This is a genomic window from Pseudomonas chlororaphis (assembly GCF_001921865.1).
Taxonomy (GTDB): domain Bacteria; phylum Pseudomonadota; class Gammaproteobacteria; order Pseudomonadales; family Pseudomonadaceae; genus Aquipseudomonas; species Aquipseudomonas chlororaphis_D.
In genome coordinates this window covers 24,742-44,595 of the sequence record NZ_MSCT01000025.1, presented here as the reverse complement: position 1 = coordinate 44,595, position 19,854 = coordinate 24,742, and the positions used below count along the sequence as shown (strand labels likewise).

Here is a 19,854-nt window from a genome sequence, read left to right as displayed (position 1 = left end):
CCACACGAATACAGAGGTTTTAGAGCGTCCGGCCCCGGCCCTACGGCGCACCGCGCGCTTTTGACCCGCCAATCGGGCAATGACCTTGCTCGCGGCGGCGCCTATAATGCCGGCCTTTCCGTTCCCCCTTGCCCGCTTCCGGAGCCCGCATGACCCAGGATCAACTCAAACAGGCCGTGGCCCAGGCTGCCGTCGACCTCATCCTCCCGAAACTCGATGACAAGAGCATCGTCGGGGTCGGCACTGGCTCCACCGCCAACTGTTTCATCGATGCCCTGGCCCAGCACAAAGGCGCCTTCGACGGCGCGGTCGCCAGCTCCGAAGCCACTGCGGCGCGCCTCAAGGGCCACGGTATCCCGGTGTACGAACTGAACACCGTCAGCGACCTGGAGTTCTACATCGACGGCGCCGACGAAAGCGACGAGCACCTGAACCTGATCAAGGGCGGCGGCGCGGCCCTGACCCGCGAGAAGATCGTCGCGGCGGTGGCCAAGACCTTCATCTGCATCGCCGATGCCAGCAAACTGGTCCCTGTGCTGGGTACTTTCCCGCTGCCGGTAGAAGTGATCCCGATGGCCCGCAGCCACGTGGCCCGCGAGTTGGTGAAGCTGGGCGGCGACCCGGTCTACCGCGAAGGCGTGCTCACCGACAACGGCAACATCATCCTCGATGTGCACAACATGCAGATCACCAACCCGGTGGAGCTGGAAGCGCAGATCAATGCGATTGTCGGCGTGGTCACCAACGGCCTGTTCGCCGCCCGCCCGGCCGACGTGCTGTTGCTCGGCACCAGCGAAGGCGTGAAGACCCTCACCGCCTGATACTGCCTGCTTTGCCCCTGCCGCCATGGCGGGGGCGAATGCCCTCGATTCGTACCAGACTCGATACCTTCCTCCTTCCCCCCGCACCAAATTCGCCCGTACTGCTACTTTTCGCCGCATTTAGCCGCATGAATCTTCAGATTCGCGCACCTGTTCTCAGTACCGCGGACGACTTCCAGTATCAAATCCGTTACAAATTACAGCCAGGCGACGCCCGGTTTTAGCAATGCGCCACTACCGGGTCGCCCAAGGAATGAGGCGCGCATCGTGCAATACCCCCCGCTCCCCTCCCCTCAAGGAAGATCACAGTGCTCAAACCCCTCGCGTTCGCCGTCAGTCTCGCCAGCGCCCTGCTGTCCACCCAGGCCCTCGCCTACGAGTACGGCGAACATGCCGCCACTACCCTGGACAAGCTGATCAACGACTACCCCGGCCGCTATCGCGGCACCGCCAACTTCGCCGGCGCCGCCGACTGGATGCAAAGCCAGATGGGCAGCGCCTACGACATCAGCCGCCAGGACTTTTCCTGGACCGCCGGCGGTAGCCGCCGCAGCTCGCAAAACGTGGTGGCCTACGCCGCCGGGACCAAGCCGCAATACGTGGTGCTCGGCGCGCATTTCGATACCTATTTCGGCCGCCCGACCCTGCAAGGCCTGGACGACAACGGCTCGGGCGCCAGCGTGCTGACCGAGATCGCCCGCAACCTCGGCGGCTTGCCGTTGGAAAACGGTTTGCAGGTGGTCGGCTTCGGCGCCGAAGAGGAAGGCCTGCGCGGCTCCAAGGCGTTCGTCGACTCCCTCAGCGCCAGCCAGCGCGCCAACATGCTGGCCATGATCAACCTCGACAGCCTGATCACTGGCGACATGATGTACGCCCATGCCGGGCAGAACAGCAGCACCAACCCGGCCCTGGCCTCGTTGCGCGAACACACCCTGCAAATCGCCAGGGAACTGCAGATCAATCTGTTCACCAACCCCGGCCTCGACCCCGCATACCCCGCGGGCACCGGCTGTTGCAGCGACGGCGAAGCCTTCGAGGGGCTGAATATCCCGATCCTGTATATCGAGGCCACCAATTGGGAAATCGGCGATCTGGACGGCTACACCCAGACCACCAACCCGGCCATCCCCGGCGGCTCGACCTGGCACGACCCGGCCGAGGACAACAAGGCGGTGCTGACCAACGCGTTCGGCCAGGAACGCATCGACCAGCGCCTGCGCGACTATTCGCGGCTGCTCAGCCGCCTGGTTCTGGAGCTGACCAATGCCGACCTGCTGGCGTCCACCGCGTCCGGCGGCGCCGTAGCGCGCAACCAGCAGGATCACTTGCAACGCCTGCATCAGGCCATGGTTCGCCTGCACGACCGACGCTGGCTGAGCTTGCAGGCGATGGGCCGGGAGGTCGGCAGTTTCGACGGCGAAATCGGCATCGACGGCGAATACAGCCCCGACAGCGGCTTCGACAGCGCACCGAACCCCGAGGCCCGCCGCCTGGGCGTGCATGCCCTTGGCGATTACCAGCTCAATGGAAGCCTGAATATCGGCGCCAGCCTCAGTTACCAGAACGGCCGCGACAAGCTGGAACACCGCGGCAAGCTCGACAGCGACACCTGGCAGGCCGCGATCTATGCCCTGCTTAACGACGGCGGCCCGCAATGGCTGGCGGGCGACCTGAGCGTCGGCCGCACCCGCTTCGAATCCAAGCGCAATCTGCTCATCCAGGCCAACGGCGGCCCGGTGCTGCTGAACCAGCGACTGACCGGCGACACCGACGCCCTGACCCTCGGCGCCCGGGTACTCGGCGGCTACGACCTGGATTTCGGCGCGCTCAAGAGCGGCCCTTTCGCGGGTCTCGACTACAGCCACTACCGCATCGACTCGTTCCACGAGAAACAGAACCTGCGGACCGCGCTCGGTTATGAGGAGCAAGCGTTCGAGTCGCTGGAAGCCAGCCTTGGCTGGCGCGTGCGCGGCACTGTCGCCCTGCCCTATGGCATGAGCCTGCTGCCTTATGGCGACCTGGCCTGGGTCAAGGAGTTGGCGGACGGCCGCCTGGATGACCTGGACCTGACCAGCCTCGCCGACGGCCAGGTTCGCGTGGCCCGCCTCGGCGGCGTGGACAAGAGCTTCGGCCGCGCCCAGCTTGGCAGCCAGCTGGCGATCACCCCGCAGTTGGGGCTGTACGCCGAGGTCAATAGCCGGATCGGTCACGCCGAAGGCAGCCAGACCGGCTATTCCCTCGGCGTGCAGTGGCAGTTCTAGGAGGGACCCTGTCGCCGCTGCCTAGCTACAGGGCTACGGGGTGGCGGCGGGCTTCTTGAAGGCGTAGAACAGGTTCGGCTCGCTGACCAGGAACAGGGTGCCTTCGTCGTCCATGGCGATGCCTTCGGCCTGCGGCACCGTTGCCTGCAAGCCTTGCTGCCCCTTGCGTAGCGACATGGTGCTCAGGGGCCGGCCATCCACGTCCAGCTCCAGCACCAGCCAGGACTCGTCCGACAACGCCAGCAGGTGCCCGGTACGCTCGTCGTACTGCAGGCTGGACAGGTCGCGCACGAACAACCCGGCATCGCGCTTGGGGTTGTTGACCACATGCACCGCGTAGGACTTCTCCGGATCGTAATGCGGGAAGCCCTTGACCTCGTAGATCAGCATCGGGTCGCGCTCCTTGGCGACGAACAGGCGCTTGCCCACCGAGTCGTAGGCCAGCCCCTCGAAGCCCTTGTTGCTGCTCATATGCACACCCAGGGTCATCTGCTCGGCGTCCGCGGCGTCGAGGAATGCCGTGTCCTCCTGCAAGTGAATCTTGATCAGCCGCTGCTGGCGCTCGTCAGTGATCACGTAGGTGTCGGCACTGATGAACTCGACCGCTTCCGGATCGCCAAAACCGGTCAGGGCGATACGCCGCAGAATGCGCCCGTCGAGCGACAGCTCGATCAGTTCGGAATTCTTGTTGGTCACGGTGAACAGGCTTTTGCGCACCGGATCGAAGGTCAGCGCCGAAACATCGTCCAGGCCTTCGATCTTCTGCGCTTCGAGCGTCACTCGATACCCGTCCAGACCAATGGCGTCGGCGTTCGCCGGCTGCGACATAACCCGCCAGTTGAACCAAAGACGCTCGAAGAAACGATGGTGCTGGCCGGCAATGCCGAGCAACACCAGCGCGATAAAACACAGGAGGAGGAAAAGCGGTTTGGGGTAGGCAAGTCGACGCATGCTGGCAAGCTCAAATACAAATCAGGCGGATGAAATATCACGGCCGGATGAATTTAAGCTTAATCGCAGCAGGCGTATGCCGGATTACGGCTTTTTCTGTGCGGAAACGTCTGAATCCCTTTCAAAGCGATAGAACAGGTTGGGCTCGCTGACGATGTACAGCACGCCCTGGTCGTCCATGGCCACGCCCTCGGCCCGCGGGATGGTTTTCTTCAAGCCGTTGAAACCGCCCAGCAAGGTCATGAAGCTGACCTGCTCGCCGGTTTCGTCCAGCTCCAGCAGCATGTGCGAATCGGCGGACAGCACCAGGGTGTGGCCAGTGCGCGGGTCGATGCCCAGGGCAGACAGGTTGCGCAAGTCCAACTCATCGCTGTCCAGCTTCCGCTTGTCGCCCTTGAGCACCTGGCTACCGTCGCTGCTCCAGGTGAACAGCGCCGGAGGACGCTCCTCGCCGAGCAACAGCTGCTGCTTGCGCGGGTCCCAGGCGATGGCTTCGAAGGCCTTGTTCTGATCTTTCGACGGCCCCAGGTCGTACTGCGGGAAGTCGGCCACATTCAACTCGCGAGTCGTGGCATCCACCTTGACGATGGTCAGCAGGTGATTGCGTTCGTCGACAATCCCCAGCAGGCCGTTTTCCATCACCGCCACCCCTTCCGGGTTGCTCCAGCCCACCAGCGGGATCTTGCGCAGCACGTCGCCCTGCAAGGTCAGCTCGGCCAGGAACGGGTTCTTGCCCATCACCGAAAACAGGGTCTTGGTCTGCGGGTTGTAGCTCAGGTCGGAGGCCTCGTCCTTCTCCATGCCTGGCAGCGCCTTGGCGTCGATGACCGCGCGGTAGTCCGGCAGCCAGACGCTTTCCTGACGCTCGGCCGGCGTTTCGAAACGCTCCAGCACCCAGAGCAGGCCCCGGTCGTCCCAGTGCATGGCAATCGCAATGCCATACGTCACCACGCCCACTAGCAGCAGCCAGGAGTACCAGCGCATGGCACGCAAACCGCGACGGCGAACGGTATGAAGCTCGGGGGTGTGGGACGTGGCCATGGGAACGTATTCCAGATAGTCGGCTAAGGGTAATAGCACATCGGGGCAGGCTCAGACGCCTGGAACCGGAAAATTATCCAGACAGGATGTGAAAAAAACGAAAAATGGGCAGAAATACCTTAAAAATCATCGGCTCTTTCGCAAGCGAGGCCCGCCCATTGCGGGCGAGCCTCGTGTCGAACGCCTGCAGGAGATCAGCGCACGCGGCTGTCGAAGCGGCTCACGCCCGGCAATTCCAGCACCAGTTCGTCGCCCACGTTCAACGGGCCGACGCCCACTGGCGTACCGGTCATGATCACGTCGCCCGCCTGCAGGGAGAAGCAGCCGGCCATGTACTGGATCATCGGCACGATCGGGTTGAGCATGATGCTGCTGTTGCCGTCCTGGCGGACCTCGCCGTTGATCGTCAGGCGAATGTTGATGTCGGTAAGGTCAGGAAAAGTGCTGCCAACGACAAAGGGCGCCAGCACGCAGGCGCCGTCGAAGCACTTGGAAATTTCCCAGGGCAGGCCCTTGGCCTTGAGCTCGGCCTGCTTGTCGCGCAGGGTCAGGTCCAGGGCCGGGGCGAAGCCGGAGATGGCATCCAGCACTTCTTCGCGGCTTGGCTTGGTCGACAACGGCTTGCCGATCAAGACCGCGATTTCCGCCTCGTAATGCACGGAGCCACGTTCAGTGGGGATGGCAAAGCCGCCTTCCAGCGGCACCACGCAACTGCCTGGCTTGATGAATAGCAGCGGCTCGGTCGGCACTGGGTTGTCCAGTTCCTTGGCGTGCTCGGCGTAGTTGCGACCGATGCACACGATCTTGCCGACCGGGAAATGAATACGGGTACCGTCGACATACTGGTGCTGATAGCTCATTACCGACTCCTGCTCGTTTGGTTCATCAGGTACCGCTGCTGGAACACCCCGTGGGTCAGACAGCGAAGATCTTGCCCGGATTCATGATGCCGTTCGGGTCGAACGCGGCCTTGACCGCCTTCATGTATTCGATTTCCACCGGCGACCGGCTGTAAGTCAGGTAATCGCGCTTGGTCATGCCCACGCCGTGCTCGGCGGAAATCGAACCGTTGTACTTCTCGACGGTTTCGAACACCCACTTGTTCACGGTGGCGCACTTGGCGAAGAACTGGTCCTTGTCGAGGTTATCCGGCTTGAGAATATTCAGGTGCAGGTTGCCGTCGCCGATGTGGCCGAACCAGACGATCTCGAAGTCCGGGTAGTGCTTGCCGACGATCTCGTCGATTTCCCGCAGGAAAGCCGGGACTTTCGACACCGTCACCGAAATGTCGTTCTTGTACGGCGTCCAGTGGGAGATGGTTTCGGAGATGTACTCGCGCAACTTCCACAGGTTGTGCAGTTGGGTTTCGCTCTGGCTCATCACGCCGTCCAGGACCCAGCCCTGCTCCACGCAATGCTCGAAGGTCTCCAGGGCCTGGTTGGCCACTTCTTCGGTGGTCGCCTCGAACTCCAGCAGCGCGTAGAAGGGGCACTCGGACTCGAACGGCGCCGGCACGTCGCCACGGCCCAGGACTTTGGCCAGGGCCTTGTCGGAGAAGAATTCGAAGGCGGTCAGGTCGAGCTTGCCCTGGAAGGCATGCAGCACCGGCATGATCGAGTCGAAATCGGCGGTGCCAAGCACCATCGCCGTGAGGTTCTTCGGCGCCCGGTCCAGACGCATGGTGGCCTCGACCACAAAGCCCAGGGTGCCCTCGGCGCCGATGAACAGTTGGCGCAGGTCGTAGCCGGTGGCGTTCTTGATCAGGTCCTTGTTCAATTCCAGCAGGTCGCCCTTGCCGGTGACCACTTTCATGCCGGCCACCCAGTTGCGGGTCATGCCGTAGCGAATCACCTTGATCCCGCCGGCATTGGTGCCGATATTGCCGCCAATCTGGCTGGAACCGGCGGAAGCAAAATCCACCGGGTAATACAGGCCGTTTTCTTCGGCGAGGTTCTGCAATTGCTGGGTCACCACGCCCGGCTGGCAAACCGCGGTGCGGTCGGTCAGGTTCAGGTCGAGGACCTGGTTCATGTAGTCGAAGGACACCACCACCTCGCCATTGGCCGCGACCGCCGCGGCCGACAGGCCGGTACGGCCGCCGGACGGCACCAGCGCGACCCGATGCCGGTTGGCCCAGCGCACGATGGCCTGGACCTGCTCGATGGTCTTGGGAAAGACAATGGCGCTCGGCGCCGGGGCGAAATGTTTGGTCCAATCCTTGCCGTAAGCAGTGAGGGAGTCGGCATCGGTCAGGACCTTGCCAGCCTCAACCAGGGTCTTCAGCTCATCAATCAGCGCGGGATTGGTCATCGACAGAACTCTCGAACAATTCATGGTCATCCTGAGAACGCTTCACGTCGCAGGAATGAGTGTTTAGCGGGGCCCGTATGCTAGCATACGACCCCCCGCAGAATAGTGCCGAAGGGCGTTCTGCGGCGACGGCTTTCCTGCCGTCCGGGTCAGCATCTGTTGACCATTTCCTGCCATTTTTCTCCGGGACACAGGTTTACGCAGATGAGCAAGACTTCTCTCGATAAGAGCAAGATCAAGTTCCTTCTTCTCGAAGGCGTCCACCAATCGGCTGTCGACGTCCTCAAGGCCGCGGGCTACACCAGTATCGAGTACCTCACCGGTTCTCTGCCGGAAGCCCAACTGAAGGAAAAGATCGCCGACGCGCACTTCATCGGCATTCGCTCCCGCACCCAGCTGACTGAAGAGATCTTCGATCACGCGAAGAAGCTCGTGGCTGTTGGCTGTTTCTGCATCGGCACCAACCAGGTCGACCTCGACGCGGCTCGCGAGCGCGGCATCGCCGTGTTCAACGCCCCGTACTCCAACACCCGTTCCGTAGCCGAACTGGTGCTGGCCGAAGCGATCCTGTTGCTGCGCGGTATCCCTGAGAAGAATGCCTCCTGCCACCGTGGCGGCTGGATCAAGAGCGCGGCCAACTCCTTCGAGATCCGCGGCAAGAAGCTGGGCATCGTCGGCTACGGCTCGATCGGCACCCAACTGTCGGTCCTGGCCGAAGGCTTGGGGATGCAGGTGTTCTTCTACGACACCGTGACCAAGTTGCCGCTGGGCAACGCCACCCAGGTCGGCAACCTGCACGAGCTGCTGGGCATGTCCGACATCGTCACCCTGCACGTTCCGGAAACCGCTGCCACCCAGTGGATGATCGGCGAGAAGGAAATCCGCGCCATCAAGAAAGGCGGCATCCTGATCAACGCCGCGCGCGGCACCGTGGTCGAGCTGGACCATCTGGCTGCAGCGATCAAGGACAAGCACCTGATCGGCGCGGCCATCGACGTGTTCCCGGTGGAGCCACGCTCCAACGACGAAGAGTTCGCCAGCCCACTGCGCGGCCTGGACAACGTGATCCTGACCCCGCACATCGGCGGCTCGACCGCCGAAGCCCAGGCCAACATCGGCCTGGAAGTGGCGGAGAAACTGGTCAAGTACAGCGACAACGGTACGTCGGTATCGTCGGTGAACTTCCCGGAAGTGGCCCTGCCGGCGCACCCTGGCAAACACCGCCTGCTGCACATCCACGAGAACATCCCGGGCGTGATGAGCGAGATCAACAAGGTCTTCGCCGAAAACGGCATCAACATCTCCGGTCAGTTCCTGCAGACCAACGAGAAAGTCGGCTACGTGGTGATCGACGTCGACGCCGAATACTCGGAGCTGGCGCAAGAGAAGCTGCAACACGTCAACGGCACCATCCGCAGCCGCGTACTGTTCTAAGCAGTCGCCTGCGATAAAAAAGGGAGGCCTTCGGGCCTCCCTTTTTTTATTGCGCGGATTCTTCTGCCGCCCGCCTTTACTTGACGGTGATGGTGATCTTTTCCGAAACGATCGGCGGGTCGAACGGCATGTGGTTCTTGTCGCCCAGCTCCAGTTGCAGGGTGTGCTTGCCCGGGGCCAGGGTCACTTCGGTCTCGGTCTGCGCCTTGCCAAAGTGGATGTGCTGGGCGTCGGCCGGGATCGGCAGGTTCTCGGCCGGTAGCTTGTCGACGTCGATCAGCAAGTGGTGGTGCCCGGTGTGCGGAGTCTGGTCGCCGGCGGGCGCCAGGGCGATGTCGCTGACGCCGAACTTGACCTTGAAGGTCTTGGCCACGGTGTCGCCATTGACCGGGGTGACGATGAATACAGACGCCCCTTCCGGCGCCTTGGTACGAGGAATATCCGCCGCAGAAGCCAGCATCGAAGCCCCCAGCAGCAGGCCGGCCAATGCAGCACGAGACATAAAGGTTTTCATTCTCTTCTCCAGTTTTTCCGCAAAATCGGTACGGTTATGACAACTTCGTGGCATATCGTTGTCGAAGGGCAATCAACACCATAGCAAAGCGAGCCTGAACAGCGCATCGCCCATATAAATTCAAGGAGTGACCATGCGTTTTCTGCCTGGCCTGATACTTTTGCTGCCTCTTGTGAGCACTTACGCTCAAGCCGAACTGATCGACGACGTGAATGACCGCGGGGAGCTGCGGATCGCCCTGGAAGCCAATACCCCGCCTTTCAACTTCAAGGACGACGGCAAGCTCGCCGGCTTCGAGGTCGAGTTGGGCCAACTGCTGGCCCGCGAGCTGGATGTACGCGCGGACTTCGTGGTCACCGACGCCGCCGACTTGCTGCCCGGCGTCGAAAGCGGCCGCTACGACGTCGCCATCAATCACATAGCAATGACCCCGGAACTCAAGGATCGTTTCGACTTCAGCGAACCTTATAGCTATTCCAGCGCGCAATTGATCGTGCGCAAGGAAGAACAGCGCCCGCTCGGCAGCCTGCAAGCGCTCCAGGGCCAGGCGCTGGGCGTAGCCCAGGGCAGCCAGTTCGTCGAGCAGGCGCGTACCGTGGAAGGTATCGACCTGCGCAGTTACCCGAACGCCCAGCAGCCGATCAAGGATGTGGCGGACAAGCAGCTCGACGCCGCCATCAGCGACCGCCTGCTGATCCCCTACGCCATCCGCGACAGCCGCCTGCCGGTAAAAGAAGGCGCCAAGGTCGGGCCGACGCTGAGCCTGGCGATCCCGTTCCAGAAAGGAAACCCGGCGTTCCAGGCCAGCCTCGACGGCGCGTTGCAGCGCATCAAGGCCGATGGCCGGCTGATGGCATTGTCGGAAAAATGGTTCGGCATGGATGCGAGCAAGCCGCCCAAGCCTTGAGTTCGCAGGGTTTAGAGAGCCGCCAGGGCGGCGGCCGCTTCGGCCAGTTCCAGCTCGCTGAACACCAGCACTCCGGCGCGTTTCAATAACGCCGCCGTCACGCCCTCGCCGCTGACCTTGGTCCCGCTGAAGGTACCGTCGTAGGTCAGCAGGTTGCCGCAGGACGGGCTGTTGGCCTTGAGCACCGCGACGCGGATGCCGTTCGCGCGCACCAACTCCAGCGCCTGCCGCGCACCGCTGAGAAACTCGGCGCTGACATCCTCACCCTCGGTGGTGATGACCTGCGCCAGGCCATCGAGCACTTCGCCGCCCTGCCCACCGGGAATTTCCGCGGCGGCCCGCGGCGTCGGCAAGCCGCCGGCGACCTCCGGGCACAACGCGACCACCCGCCCCTCGGCCTGCCAACGCGCCAATACGTCAAACGGCCCGCTGGCCCCACCGTCGTAGCGCACGCGGTGGCCCAGCAAGCAACGGCTGACAAGGATCTTGTGCATGTTCAGAACGGCTCGTTGCCGCGCCGGCGGAACCAGCCTGTCAGGGACAGGCGTTCGCGGGTCGCGGGCAGGACTTCATGGGGCACTTCGCCGGACAGGAACACCACCAGCCGGCCGGCGGCGGGATCCACATCGTGCTCGGCCCCGTCGCCCAGGTACATGCGCAACTGCCCGCCCTGCTCGGGCAACCAGTCCTGGTTGAGGTAGATCACCGCCGAGACCATGCGCCGGTCGTCATCGCGGAAGCGGTCGACATGCTTGAGGTAGAACGCCCCCGGCGGGTACAGGGCGAAGTGGCTTTCGAAGTCCTCCAGGCCGAGGAACAGGCCCCGGTTCAGCGCTTCGCGCAGGCTGTCCATCAAGCCCATGTAGACGTCGCAACAGTCGGCCTGGCCGGGCTCGAGCCACTGGATATGATCGCCGCGGATACCCTCGCGAATCTCCTGCGCCAAACCCCGGCCCACCGCCGCCGGCGCCAGTTCGCCTTCAGCCGCGCGTTTACGGCACTCGGCCGCCAGCTCCAGGGTCAGAGCTTCTGGCAGGAAGATATTCTGCTGCGACCAGCCACTGGCGGCCAGGTCATCGACGATGCGTAACAGCAGTGGGTGATCAGAGGGTATTTGCATGGCGCGCATAGTATCCACAGCTAGATAAATCCAACAGATGCCAAAGAAAATTCTGACCAACACCTCGATGACCGCGACACTCATCGTTTGATCGGACAGTTTGCGTACTGAACCTGATACGAATTCTCGACAACCATCGCCTGGCCCCGGAGAATAGTGGGCTGCCGACAGGAGTCCTTATGCGCCGTTTGCTTTTTTCACTGTTGATGTTCTGTGTGTTGCCCGCCTGGGCAGACGGCCACGACCAGTTGTACAAGGTCGCCGGCTGGCCGGAACAACGCGCGCATTTCAACGATGCCCTCACCGCCGCCCAACAGCGTTACCAGAATAGCCTGCCACCAGCGGTCTATCAGGCGCTGGTCAACAACAGCAACCAGCGCTTCGCCCCGCAGGCCATGGACCAACGCGCCCAGACGCAACTGCGGCAGAACCTCGCCGACCCGAAGCCGGCGCTGGCGTTTTTCCAGTCGCCGCTGGGGCGCAAGATCATCGCCGCCGAACTGTTGGCGACCCGCCGCGACCAGCTGGCGAAAAATGCCCAGGGCTTGCCGAAGATGCAGGCCAGCGATACCCGCCAACTGATCATCGGCCACCTGGCCCAGGCGCTGCCGGCACGCGAAGCCGGCGCCGAGGTCAGCCTGGCGATCGCCGGGGTCGCGGCCGACAGCCTGAGCCAGATGATTCCCGGCCTGCTGGGCGCGGGCCAGGCGCAGAACATGCTCAACGGCCAGCGCCAGCGGCTGATGGCGCAGATCGGCAACGACCTGAACAACACCCTGCTGTACGTCTATCGCGACCTGTCCGACCCTGAGCTGGAAGAGTTCGCCAACTTCGCCGAATCCGCCGAAGGCAAGGCCTACTACCAGGCCGCCCTCGCCGCGATCCGCGCCGGGCTGGCCGTCGGCCAGAGCGCTTCCAGCCTCGCCCCTTAAAACCTGCCACCGCCGAGGTCCTGCGGACCTACCGCAGCCTCTGCATGCCTTTGTAGCCGCTGGCGAAGCCTGCGATCGAGCGCGCAGCGGTCGCGCTCTTGAGGCTGCTCGGGGCCGCTCAGAGGCGCTGATCGAGGAACGCGAAGTACTCCTGGCGAATGCTTGCCGCCTCATTCGCCAGGTGATGCCGCGCCTCGGGCAGCATCAGCACCTGGGGCTGCTGGAATTTCTCCCGGATCACTTGCAGGTTGTGCTGCCAATCCACCGTCATGTCCGCCTGCCCCTGCACGATCAGCAACTGCCGGTTGCTGCGCGGGGCCAACTCGATGCGCTTGATCCACCGCGCCAGCGCTCCGACCCAGGCGGTCGGCAGGCGCAGGGGCTGCAACGGGTCGCTCTGCAGGAACGGCAGGAAACCGGGGTCGGTGGAGTTCTCGCTGAAGCGTCGGGCAATGCCGTTGACGAAGGGCCGCAGCAGGTAATAGCTGAGCTTCGACCAACCCCAGGCACGCGGCCGCACCAGGGGCGAGAGCAGAATCACCTGGCCCTGGGCCGGGCTCTGCGCGCCCTGGTTGAGCAGATGGTCGATGACGATCGCGCCGCCCGTGCTTTGCCCACACAGGTGCCAGGGCTGGGGCAGATCGAGGGCGCGGGCCTCGTCGAACAAGCCTTGCAGCACCGCCTGGTAGACCGCGAAGTCATCGATGCTGGCGCGCTCGCCGCTGGACAGGCCGTGGCCCGGCAAGTCGCAGGCGATCACCACCCACTGCCGCCGCAGCGCCCACTCGATCACATGCCGGTACAGGCCCATATGGTCGTAGAAACCGTGCAACAGAAACAGCGTGGCCACCGGTTGTTCGGGCCACCAGACCTGGCCGACCACCTCGTAGCCGCCGACCGTGAAACGCCCGAGCCCGCGCCTGGCCGGCAAATCCAGCCCGTAGAAGCGCTGATAGGCCTGCGCCTGTGCCGAGAGCGGCTGCGCCTCGGCCAAGGGCCGCAGGCTGGCACGCAGAAGATCGGGGTCGAAGGTCGCGGACATAAGGATTTTCCAAGGGTGGCGCGGAACGCGAAACAGGCTTTATCGGCCTGCGATATTCATCTGTCGGGGCAAGCATGGCAAGCTACGCGACCTTCGAGGAATGATCCGTATGCGTCTGCCCTACCGCACGACCCTGCTTGCCAGCCTGCTCGCCCTCCTGTGCGCCGGGGTGCTGTGGAGTGCCTACGACTGGTTCCAGGGACGTTTTCTGCGGGCCTTCAGCGAGCACACCGCGGTGTTCTCCGGCGACCCGCTGCAATTGCCGGCGGAGCTGGCCGGCGAAGGCGCCATCCGCCTGGTGCACTTCTGGGACCCGGCTTGCCCGTGCAACGTCGGCAACCAGCAGCACCTGGCCGAACTGATCGAACACTATGGCCCACAGGGCGTGGAGTTCTACTCGGTGCAAAAGGCCGGCAGCCATGGTCAGTTGCCCGCCACCCTGAGCCGCCTGAACATCCTCGACGGCCTGCCCGGCTCGGAACAGATCCCCGCCAGCCCGGCCGTGGCGATCTGGGACCGCAGCGGCAAGCTGGCCTACTTCGGCCCCTACAGCGAGGGCCTGACCTGCAACTCCAGCAACAGCTTCATCGAACCGATTCTCCAGGCCCTGCACGAAGGCCGCACGGTCGACGCCACCCACACCCTGGCGGTGGGCTGTTATTGTCCATGGCCGAACTCGACGGATTGAGGCATTCCTGACTTTTCCAAGACGATGGATGCCCGGCACAGAAGGCCTGTGCTAAATGTTTGCCTTCCCCGCGGTAGGCAATCGCAAAAAGAACAAGGAGTCACCATGAAACGCGCCCTGACCGTACTCGCCGTCCTGATCCTCGCCCTTGCCGCGGGAGGGGGCTGGTACCTGTACAGCAAGCAGCCGTCGCGCCAGGGCCAGGTCGAGCTGGAGCGCCTGCAGGGCTCGGTCACGGTGCGGTACGACGAACGCGGCGTGCCGCATATCCGCGCGGAAAACGAAGCCGACCTGTACCGCGCGCTGGGCTACGTCCATGCCCAGGACCGGCTGTTCCAGATGGAGATCATGCGGCGCCTGGCCCGCGGCGAGCTGGCCGAAGTGCTGGGGCCGAAGCTGCTCGATACCGACAAACTGTTCCGTAGCCTGCGCATCCGCGAGCGCGCCGAAAGCTACGTCGCCGGGCTCGACCGCCAGTCCCCGGCCTGGAAGGGCCTGCAAGCCTATCTGGACGGGATCAACCAATATCAGAACACGCACCCGCAACCGATCGAATTCGACGTCCTGGGCATTCCCAAGCGCTCCTTCACCGCCGAAGACAGCATCAGCGTCGCCGGCTACATGGCCTACAGCTTCGCCGCGGCCTTCCGTACCGAGCCGCTGCTGACCTATGTGCGCGACCAGCTCGGCAGCGACTACCTGAAAGTCTTCGACCTCGACTGGCAACCCAAGGGCGTCCTGGCCAAGGGCCGCACCCCGCAGGCACCCAGCCTTGCTGCCAGCGACTGGCAGGACCTGGGTGCCATCGCCCGGCTGAGCGAAGAGGCCCTGGCCGACGCCGGCCTGCCGCAATTCGAGGGCAGCAACGCCTGGGCGGTCTCCGGCAGCCGCACCAAGAGCGGCAAGCCGCTGCTGGCCGGCGACCCGCACATCCGCTTCGCGGTGCCGTCGGTCTGGTACGAGGCGCAACTGTCGGCGCCGGGCTTCGAACTCTACGGCCATCACCAGGCGCTGGTGCCCTTCGCCTTTCTCGGTCACAACCTGGACTTCGGCTGGAGCCTGACGATGTTCCAGAACGACGACCTCGACCTGATCGCCGAGAAGGTCAACCCGAACAACTCCAACCAGGTCTGGTACCGCGGCAAGTGGGTCGACCTGGTCACCAGCGAGCAGCAGATCGCGGTCAAGGGCCAGCCGCCGGTCACCCAGATCCTGCGCCAGTCGCCCCACGGGCCGATCGTCAACGACGTGCTCGGGGCCAACGCCGGCAAGACGCCGATCGCCATGTGGTGGGCGTTCCTGGAGACGCCGAACCCGATCCTCGACGGCTTCTACCAGCTCAACCGCGCCGACACCCTGGCCAAGGCCCGCAGCGCCGCGGCCAAGGTCCAGGCGCCGGGCTTGAACATCGTCTGGGCCAACGCCAAGGGCGACATCGGCTGGTGGGCCGCGGCGCTGCTGCCCAAACGCCCGACCGGAGCCAAGGCCGCGTTCATCCTCGACGGCAGCACCTCGCTGGCGGACAAGGACGGCTTCTACCCGTTCAGCGCCAACCCGCAGGAAGAAAACCCGGCGCGCGGCTATATCGTCTCGGCCAACTTCCAGCCGCTCTCGCCCACCGGCATGGAGATCCCCGGCTACTACAACCTCGCCGACCGCGGCCAGCAACTGGACCGCCAGCTCAGCGACAAGAGCGTGAAATGGGATCTCGAAACCAGCCAGAAACTCCAGCTGGGCACCGTCACCGCCTACGGCCCGCGCCTGCTGGCACCCTTGCTGCCGGTGCTGCGCGAGGTGGTCAGCGACCCGCAGGAGCTCAAGCTGGTGGAACAACTGGCGCAGTGGAAAGGCGACTATCCGCTGGATTCGACCAGCGCCACCCTGTTCAACCAGTTCCTCTTCGACCTCACCGACGCGGCTTTCCACGACGAGCTGGGCGACGCCTTCTTCGACACCCTGCTGACCACCCGGGTGATCGACGCCGCCCTGCCGCGGCTGGCCGCTTCCGCCGACTCGCCGTGGTGGGACAACCGCAACACCCTGGGCAAGGAAACCCGCGCCGACACGGTCAAGGCCGCCTGGTGCGCCAGCCTCGCCCACCTCAAGGCGACCTTCGGCGACGATTCGACAAGATGGCTCTGGGGCCAGGCGCATACCCTGACCCACGGCCACCCGCTGGGCCTGCAAAAGCCCCTGGACCGGGTGTTCAACGTCGGCCCGTTCGCCGCGCCGGGTACCCACGAAGTACCGAACAACCAGTCGGCGAAGATCGGCCCAGCGCCCTGGCCGGTGACCTACGGCCCTTCGACCCGGCGCCTGATCGACTTCGCCGACCCGGCCCACAGCCTGACCATCAACCCGGTCGGGCAAAGCGGCGTACCGTTCGACAAGCATTACCAGGACCAGGCCGAGGCCTACATCGAAGGGGTGTACCAGCAGGCGCACTTCAGCGAGGAAGAAGTCACGGCCAATACCCACAGCACCCTGAAGCTGCTGCCGGCGCGGGCGGCGCAATAAACGCCTCGCATCTGTAGGAGCCAGCTTGCTGGCGATGCGGGCACCGCGTTGTATCAGGTACAACGCTATCGCGAGCAAGCTCGCTCCTACAGGGGCTCGCATATGCCGTCAGAGCTGGCGCCTGAGCTTGCCCGGGGCTTCGCCGTAGGCCTGCTTGAACTTCTTGCTGAAGGCCGCCAGGGACTGGTAGCCAACCTGGTCGGCGATCTCGCTCAAACTCAAGTGCGAATGCCTGAGCAAACCGAATGCCCGCTCCATGCGGACCTGGGTCAGCAGCGCCCAGGGCGACACCCCGGCCACCCGCACGAACGCCCGCATGAAGGTCGCCCGGGACATCGCCGCGGCCTGGGCCAGGCTGTCGATGGTCCACTCGTGGGCGGGGTCGGCGAGCATTGCCTGCCAGGCACGCCCCAGGCGTTTGTCGCCGAGTAAGGCCAAGGCGCCGCTGCCCGGCGCCGCGCTGGCCAGGTATGCCCGCAGCATCAGGGTGAAGAGCGCCGACGACAGCGCATCCAGCAAGAATCGGGCACCGGCCTGGTCGCCATCGGCCTCGCCACGCAACAGGCCCACCAGCGCCGCCAGCGGCCCTTGATCGGGCAGGGCCGAGCCTGGAATCAGCAGGTACGGCGGCAAGGCGCCGAACAGCAGCGAGGCGCGGTTGTAGAAAAAACGCCCGCAGAGCATGTCCAGCTCGACCTGCGGGCCGCCCAGCCGATGCACCGGCAGCAACCCGCGCTCCTCCACCCTCGGCGTGCCGGCCGCCACCCGTTGGCCCGGGCTCAGGAAGACATGGGGCGCACCCTCCGGCAGCAGCAGGATGTCCCCGGCTTGCAGCCGCAGGTACTGGCCGTCGGGCAGCGCAACCCGGCAATGCCCCGCCAGGACGATGTGGTACGGCGCCATGCCCAGCGCCTCCTGAGGATGCTCCAGGGCCCAGTCGCCCTGAAACTGGCAGCGCAGGTCGAGGCTGCCGCGGACATTGGCCAGGGCGATGAGGGTATCGATCGAATTCATTTGAGCGCATCGCGTCGGTAAGTGAGCGGATCGGACAAACCCGGAGCTCCAGGATGGTCAAGACTGTAGGTGTCGCGACAGTACACCCCCATCCCCTTCTGGAGTGAATGCCATGTTCAACAATTGGTCCGAGCTGTTGCCCACCGTCAAGAAAGCCTTCGGCTCCCTGGGCAAGAGCAACCCGAAAATGGTCCAGGCCTATATGGCCCTGGGCGAAGCGGCAGCCGAGAACGACGTGCTCGATGCCAAGACCCGCGAGCTGATTTCCATCGCCGTGGCCATCACCACCCGCTGCGACGGCTGCATCGGCGTGCACACCGATGCCGCGATCAAGGCCGGGGCCACCCGCGAAGAGGTGGCGGCGACCCTGGCCACCGCCATTTCGCTGAATGCCGGCGCGGCCTATATCTATTCGCTGCGCACCCTGGAGGCCTACGACACGCTGAAAAGCTGAGGCGCTCCCCAGAAACGACATCGCCCCGGAGTCGGGGCGATGTTCGTTGTTACTGTCGGCTGTCAGGCCGCTTCCGGGGCCTGGGCACGGCGCACGTCCGGCTGTTTCCAGGAATCGGCCGCAGCCTCTTCGATGGCCAGCTGGATCGCACGTCTGCGGCGCTCTTCGGCCTGGCGGCTGAAGTACCAGACCAGGAAGGTCACCAGCGACACCGCCAGCAGAATCAGACTGGCCACGGCGTTGATCTCGGGTTTCACCCCGAGGCGCACCGCCGAGAACACTTCCATTGGCAAGGTGGTGGAACCCGGGCCGGAAACGAAGCTCGCCAGCACCAGGTCGTCCAGCGACAAGGCGAACGACATCATGCCGCCCGCCGCCAGCGACGGCGCGATCATCGGGATGGTGATCAGGAAGAACACCTTCCACGGCCGCGCGCCCAGGTCCATGGCCGCCTCTTCGATGGACAGGTCCAGCTCGCGCAGGCGCGCCGACACCACCACCGCCACATAGGCCGCGCAGAACGTGGTGTGGGCGATCCAGATGGTGACGATGCCACGCTCCTGGGGCCAGCCGATCATCTGCGCCATGGCCACGAACAGCAGCAACAGCGACAGACCGGTGATCACCTCAGGCATCACCAGCGGCGCAGTGACCAAACCGCCGAACAGGGTGCGACCCTTGAAACGGGTGATACGGGTCAGTACGAAGGCCGCCAGGGTGCCCAGGGCCACCGCGGCAATCGCCGTGTAGCAGGCGATCTCCAGGGAACGCACCACCGAGCCCATCAATTGCGAGTTGTCGAGCAGGCCGACGTACCACTTCACCGACCAACCGCCCCAGACTGTCACCAGCTTGGAGGCGTTGAACGAGTAGATCACCAGGATCAGCATCGGCAGGTAGATGAACGTCAGCCCGAGCACCAGCATCAGGTTGGAGAAACTGAAGCGCTTCATTCCTTGCCCTCCATTTCTTTGGCCTGACTGCGGTTGAAGAGGATGATCGGCACAATCAGGATCGCCAGCATCACCACTGCCAGGGCCGAAGCCACCGGCCAGTCACGGTTGTTGAAGAACTCTTGCCAGAGCACTTTACCGATCATCAGGGTTTCCGGACCGCCGAGCAGTTCAGGAATCACGAACTCGCCCACCACCGGGATGAACACCAGCATGCAGCCGGCGATGATGCCGTTCTTGGACAGCGGCACGGTGATTTTCCAGAAGCTGTTGAAGGTGCTCGAACCCAGGTCCGAGGCGGCTTCCAGCAGGCTGGTATCGTGCTTCACCAGGTTGGCGTAGAGCGGCAGGACCATGAACGGCAGGTAGGAATAGACCACGCCGATATAGACCGCCAGGTTGGTATTGAGGATCTGCAGCGGTTCGCTGATCCAGCCCATGCTCATGAGGAAGCCGTTGAGCAGGCCGTTGTTGCTGAGGATGCCCATCCAGGCGTAGACGCGGATCAGGATCGCGGTCCAGGTCGGCATCATGATCAGCAGCACCAGCACGGTCTGCATCTCTTTACGGGCGCTGGCGATGGCATAGGCCATCGGGTAGCCGATCAACAGGCACAGCAGCGTGCTGAAGAAGGCCATTTTCAGCGAGCCGAGGTAGGCGGCGATGTACAGCTCGTCGTCGCCGAGCATCGCGTAGTTGCCCAGGTTGAGCAGCACTTGCAGCTTCTGGTCGACGAAGCTGTAGATCTCGGTGTACGGCGGAATGGCCACGTCGGCTTCGGCGAAGCTGATCTTCAGGACGATGAAGAACGGCAGCATGAAGAACAGGAACAGCCAGATGAACGGGACCCCGATGACCAACTGACGGCCACCGGGAATTATTCGATTGAGGCGGC

19 protein-coding genes are annotated in these 19,854 nt (G+C 64.0%); 8 read left to right on the top strand and 11 right to left on the bottom strand.

Features of this window, described 5'->3' with window-relative positions; all coding sequences use genetic code 11:
- The first annotated feature begins 149 nt into the window (after positions 1-149).
- Both rpiA and BTN82_RS29665 read left to right on the top strand, forming a co-directional pair.
- Entirely contained in the window at positions 150-821 is a 672-nt protein-coding gene (gene rpiA / locus BTN82_RS29670) for a ribose-5-phosphate isomerase RpiA (protein ID WP_075122555.1), read from the top strand.
- A 308-nt stretch (positions 822-1,129) separates the two neighbouring features.
- Complete coding sequence (locus BTN82_RS29665; protein WP_075122554.1) at positions 1,130-3,082, top strand: autotransporter domain-containing protein; 1,953 nt, start codon at positions 1,130-1,132, stop codon at positions 3,080-3,082.
- A 33-nt stretch (positions 3,083-3,115) separates the two neighbouring features.
- Here the strand turns inward: BTN82_RS29665 and BTN82_RS29660 are convergent, their stop codons facing one another.
- From BTN82_RS29660 to BTN82_RS29645, 4 genes are all read right to left on the bottom strand, one after another.
- A complete protein-coding gene (locus BTN82_RS29660; RefSeq protein ID WP_075122553.1) occupies positions 3,116-4,033 on the bottom strand; it encodes an SdiA-regulated domain-containing protein in 918 nt (305 codons plus the stop codon).
- Positions 4,034-4,117: 84 nt separating this feature from the next.
- On the bottom strand, positions 4,118-5,074 hold the full coding sequence (locus tag BTN82_RS29655) for an SdiA-regulated domain-containing protein (protein WP_075122552.1): 957 nt from the start codon (positions 5,072-5,074) through the stop codon (positions 4,118-4,120).
- 194 nt (positions 5,075-5,268) lie between these two features.
- Positions 5,269-5,934, bottom strand: coding sequence for a fumarylacetoacetate hydrolase family protein (locus BTN82_RS29650; protein WP_075122551.1), 666 nt, complete (start codon positions 5,932-5,934; stop codon positions 5,269-5,271).
- Between the two features lie 55 nt (positions 5,935-5,989).
- The gene (locus BTN82_RS29645; RefSeq protein ID WP_075122550.1) at positions 5,990-7,384 is read right to left on the bottom strand and encodes an FAD-binding oxidoreductase; all 1,395 of its coding nucleotides are present in this window, start codon (positions 7,382-7,384) and stop codon (positions 5,990-5,992) included.
- 204 nt (positions 7,385-7,588) lie between these two features.
- On the opposite strand from BTN82_RS29645, the gene serA reads away from it, so the two are divergent.
- Positions 7,589-8,818 (top strand): phosphoglycerate dehydrogenase, encoded by a 1,230-nt coding sequence (gene serA, locus BTN82_RS29635; RefSeq protein WP_075122549.1) that lies wholly within the window; start codon positions 7,589-7,591, stop codon positions 8,816-8,818.
- Between the two features lie 76 nt (positions 8,819-8,894).
- Here the strand turns inward: serA and BTN82_RS29630 are convergent, their stop codons facing one another.
- The gene (locus tag BTN82_RS29630; protein WP_075122548.1) at positions 8,895-9,332 is read right to left on the bottom strand and encodes a DUF4399 domain-containing protein; all 438 of its coding nucleotides are present in this window, start codon (positions 9,330-9,332) and stop codon (positions 8,895-8,897) included.
- Between the two features lie 133 nt (positions 9,333-9,465).
- Here BTN82_RS29630 and BTN82_RS29625 point away from each other — a divergent pair, with 133 nt between their 5' ends.
- Positions 9,466-10,239 carry a transporter substrate-binding domain-containing protein gene (locus BTN82_RS29625; RefSeq protein ID WP_075122547.1) on the top strand — a complete coding sequence of 258 codons (774 nt, stop codon included), beginning with the start codon at positions 9,466-9,468 and terminating at the stop codon, positions 10,237-10,239.
- Between the two features lie 11 nt (positions 10,240-10,250).
- On the opposite strand, the gene BTN82_RS29620 is transcribed toward BTN82_RS29625, so the two are convergent.
- Together BTN82_RS29620 and BTN82_RS29615 are read right to left on the bottom strand one after the other, a co-directional pair.
- Positions 10,251-10,733 (bottom strand): DUF523 domain-containing protein, encoded by a 483-nt coding sequence (locus BTN82_RS29620; RefSeq protein WP_075122546.1) that lies wholly within the window; start codon positions 10,731-10,733, stop codon positions 10,251-10,253.
- Positions 10,734-10,735: 2 nt separating this feature from the next.
- Positions 10,736-11,368, bottom strand: coding sequence for a 2OG-Fe(II) oxygenase (locus tag BTN82_RS29615; RefSeq protein WP_075122545.1), 633 nt, complete (start codon positions 11,366-11,368; stop codon positions 10,736-10,738).
- Positions 11,369-11,538: 170 nt separating this feature from the next.
- Here BTN82_RS29615 and BTN82_RS29610 point away from each other — a divergent pair, with 170 nt between their 5' ends.
- Positions 11,539-12,291, top strand: a complete 753-nt coding sequence (locus tag BTN82_RS29610; RefSeq protein ID WP_075122544.1) for a DUF2059 domain-containing protein — start codon at positions 11,539-11,541, stop codon at positions 12,289-12,291.
- Positions 12,292-12,409: 118 nt separating this feature from the next.
- Here the strand turns inward: BTN82_RS29610 and BTN82_RS29605 are convergent, their stop codons facing one another.
- Positions 12,410-13,333 carry an alpha/beta hydrolase gene (locus BTN82_RS29605; RefSeq protein ID WP_075122543.1) on the bottom strand — a complete coding sequence of 308 codons (924 nt, stop codon included), beginning with the start codon at positions 13,331-13,333 and terminating at the stop codon, positions 12,410-12,412.
- Positions 13,334-13,442: 109 nt separating this feature from the next.
- Between BTN82_RS29605 and BTN82_RS29600 the strand changes: the two genes are divergently transcribed.
- Positions 13,443-14,021: a DUF6436 domain-containing protein gene (locus BTN82_RS29600; protein WP_075122542.1), complete on the top strand. Its 579-nt coding sequence runs from the start codon at positions 13,443-13,445 to the stop codon at positions 14,019-14,021.
- Positions 14,022-14,126: 105 nt separating this feature from the next.
- Positions 14,127-16,538 (top strand): penicillin acylase family protein, encoded by a 2,412-nt coding sequence (locus BTN82_RS29595; protein ID WP_075122541.1) that lies wholly within the window; start codon positions 14,127-14,129, stop codon positions 16,536-16,538.
- A gap of 108 nt (positions 16,539-16,646) precedes the next feature.
- Here BTN82_RS29595 and BTN82_RS29590 read toward each other — a convergent pair whose 3' ends face one another.
- Entirely contained in the window at positions 16,647-17,552 is a 906-nt protein-coding gene (locus tag BTN82_RS29590; protein WP_075122540.1) for an AraC family transcriptional regulator, read from the bottom strand.
- 112 nt (positions 17,553-17,664) lie between these two features.
- Here BTN82_RS29590 and BTN82_RS29585 point away from each other — a divergent pair, with 112 nt between their 5' ends.
- Complete coding sequence (locus BTN82_RS29585) at positions 17,665-18,006, top strand: carboxymuconolactone decarboxylase family protein (RefSeq protein ID WP_075122539.1); 342 nt, start codon at positions 17,665-17,667, stop codon at positions 18,004-18,006.
- A 62-nt stretch (positions 18,007-18,068) separates the two neighbouring features.
- Here the strand turns inward: BTN82_RS29585 and BTN82_RS29580 are convergent, their stop codons facing one another.
- The gene (locus BTN82_RS29580; protein ID WP_075122538.1) at positions 18,069-18,959 is read right to left on the bottom strand and encodes an ABC transporter permease subunit; all 891 of its coding nucleotides are present in this window, start codon (positions 18,957-18,959) and stop codon (positions 18,069-18,071) included.
- Positions 18,956-19,837, bottom strand: coding sequence for an ABC transporter permease subunit (locus BTN82_RS29575; RefSeq protein WP_410002851.1), 882 nt, complete (start codon positions 19,835-19,837; stop codon positions 18,956-18,958). Before BTN82_RS29575 ends, BTN82_RS29580 begins: the two co-directional genes overlap by 4 nt.
- Positions 19,838-19,854 lie beyond the last annotated feature (17 nt).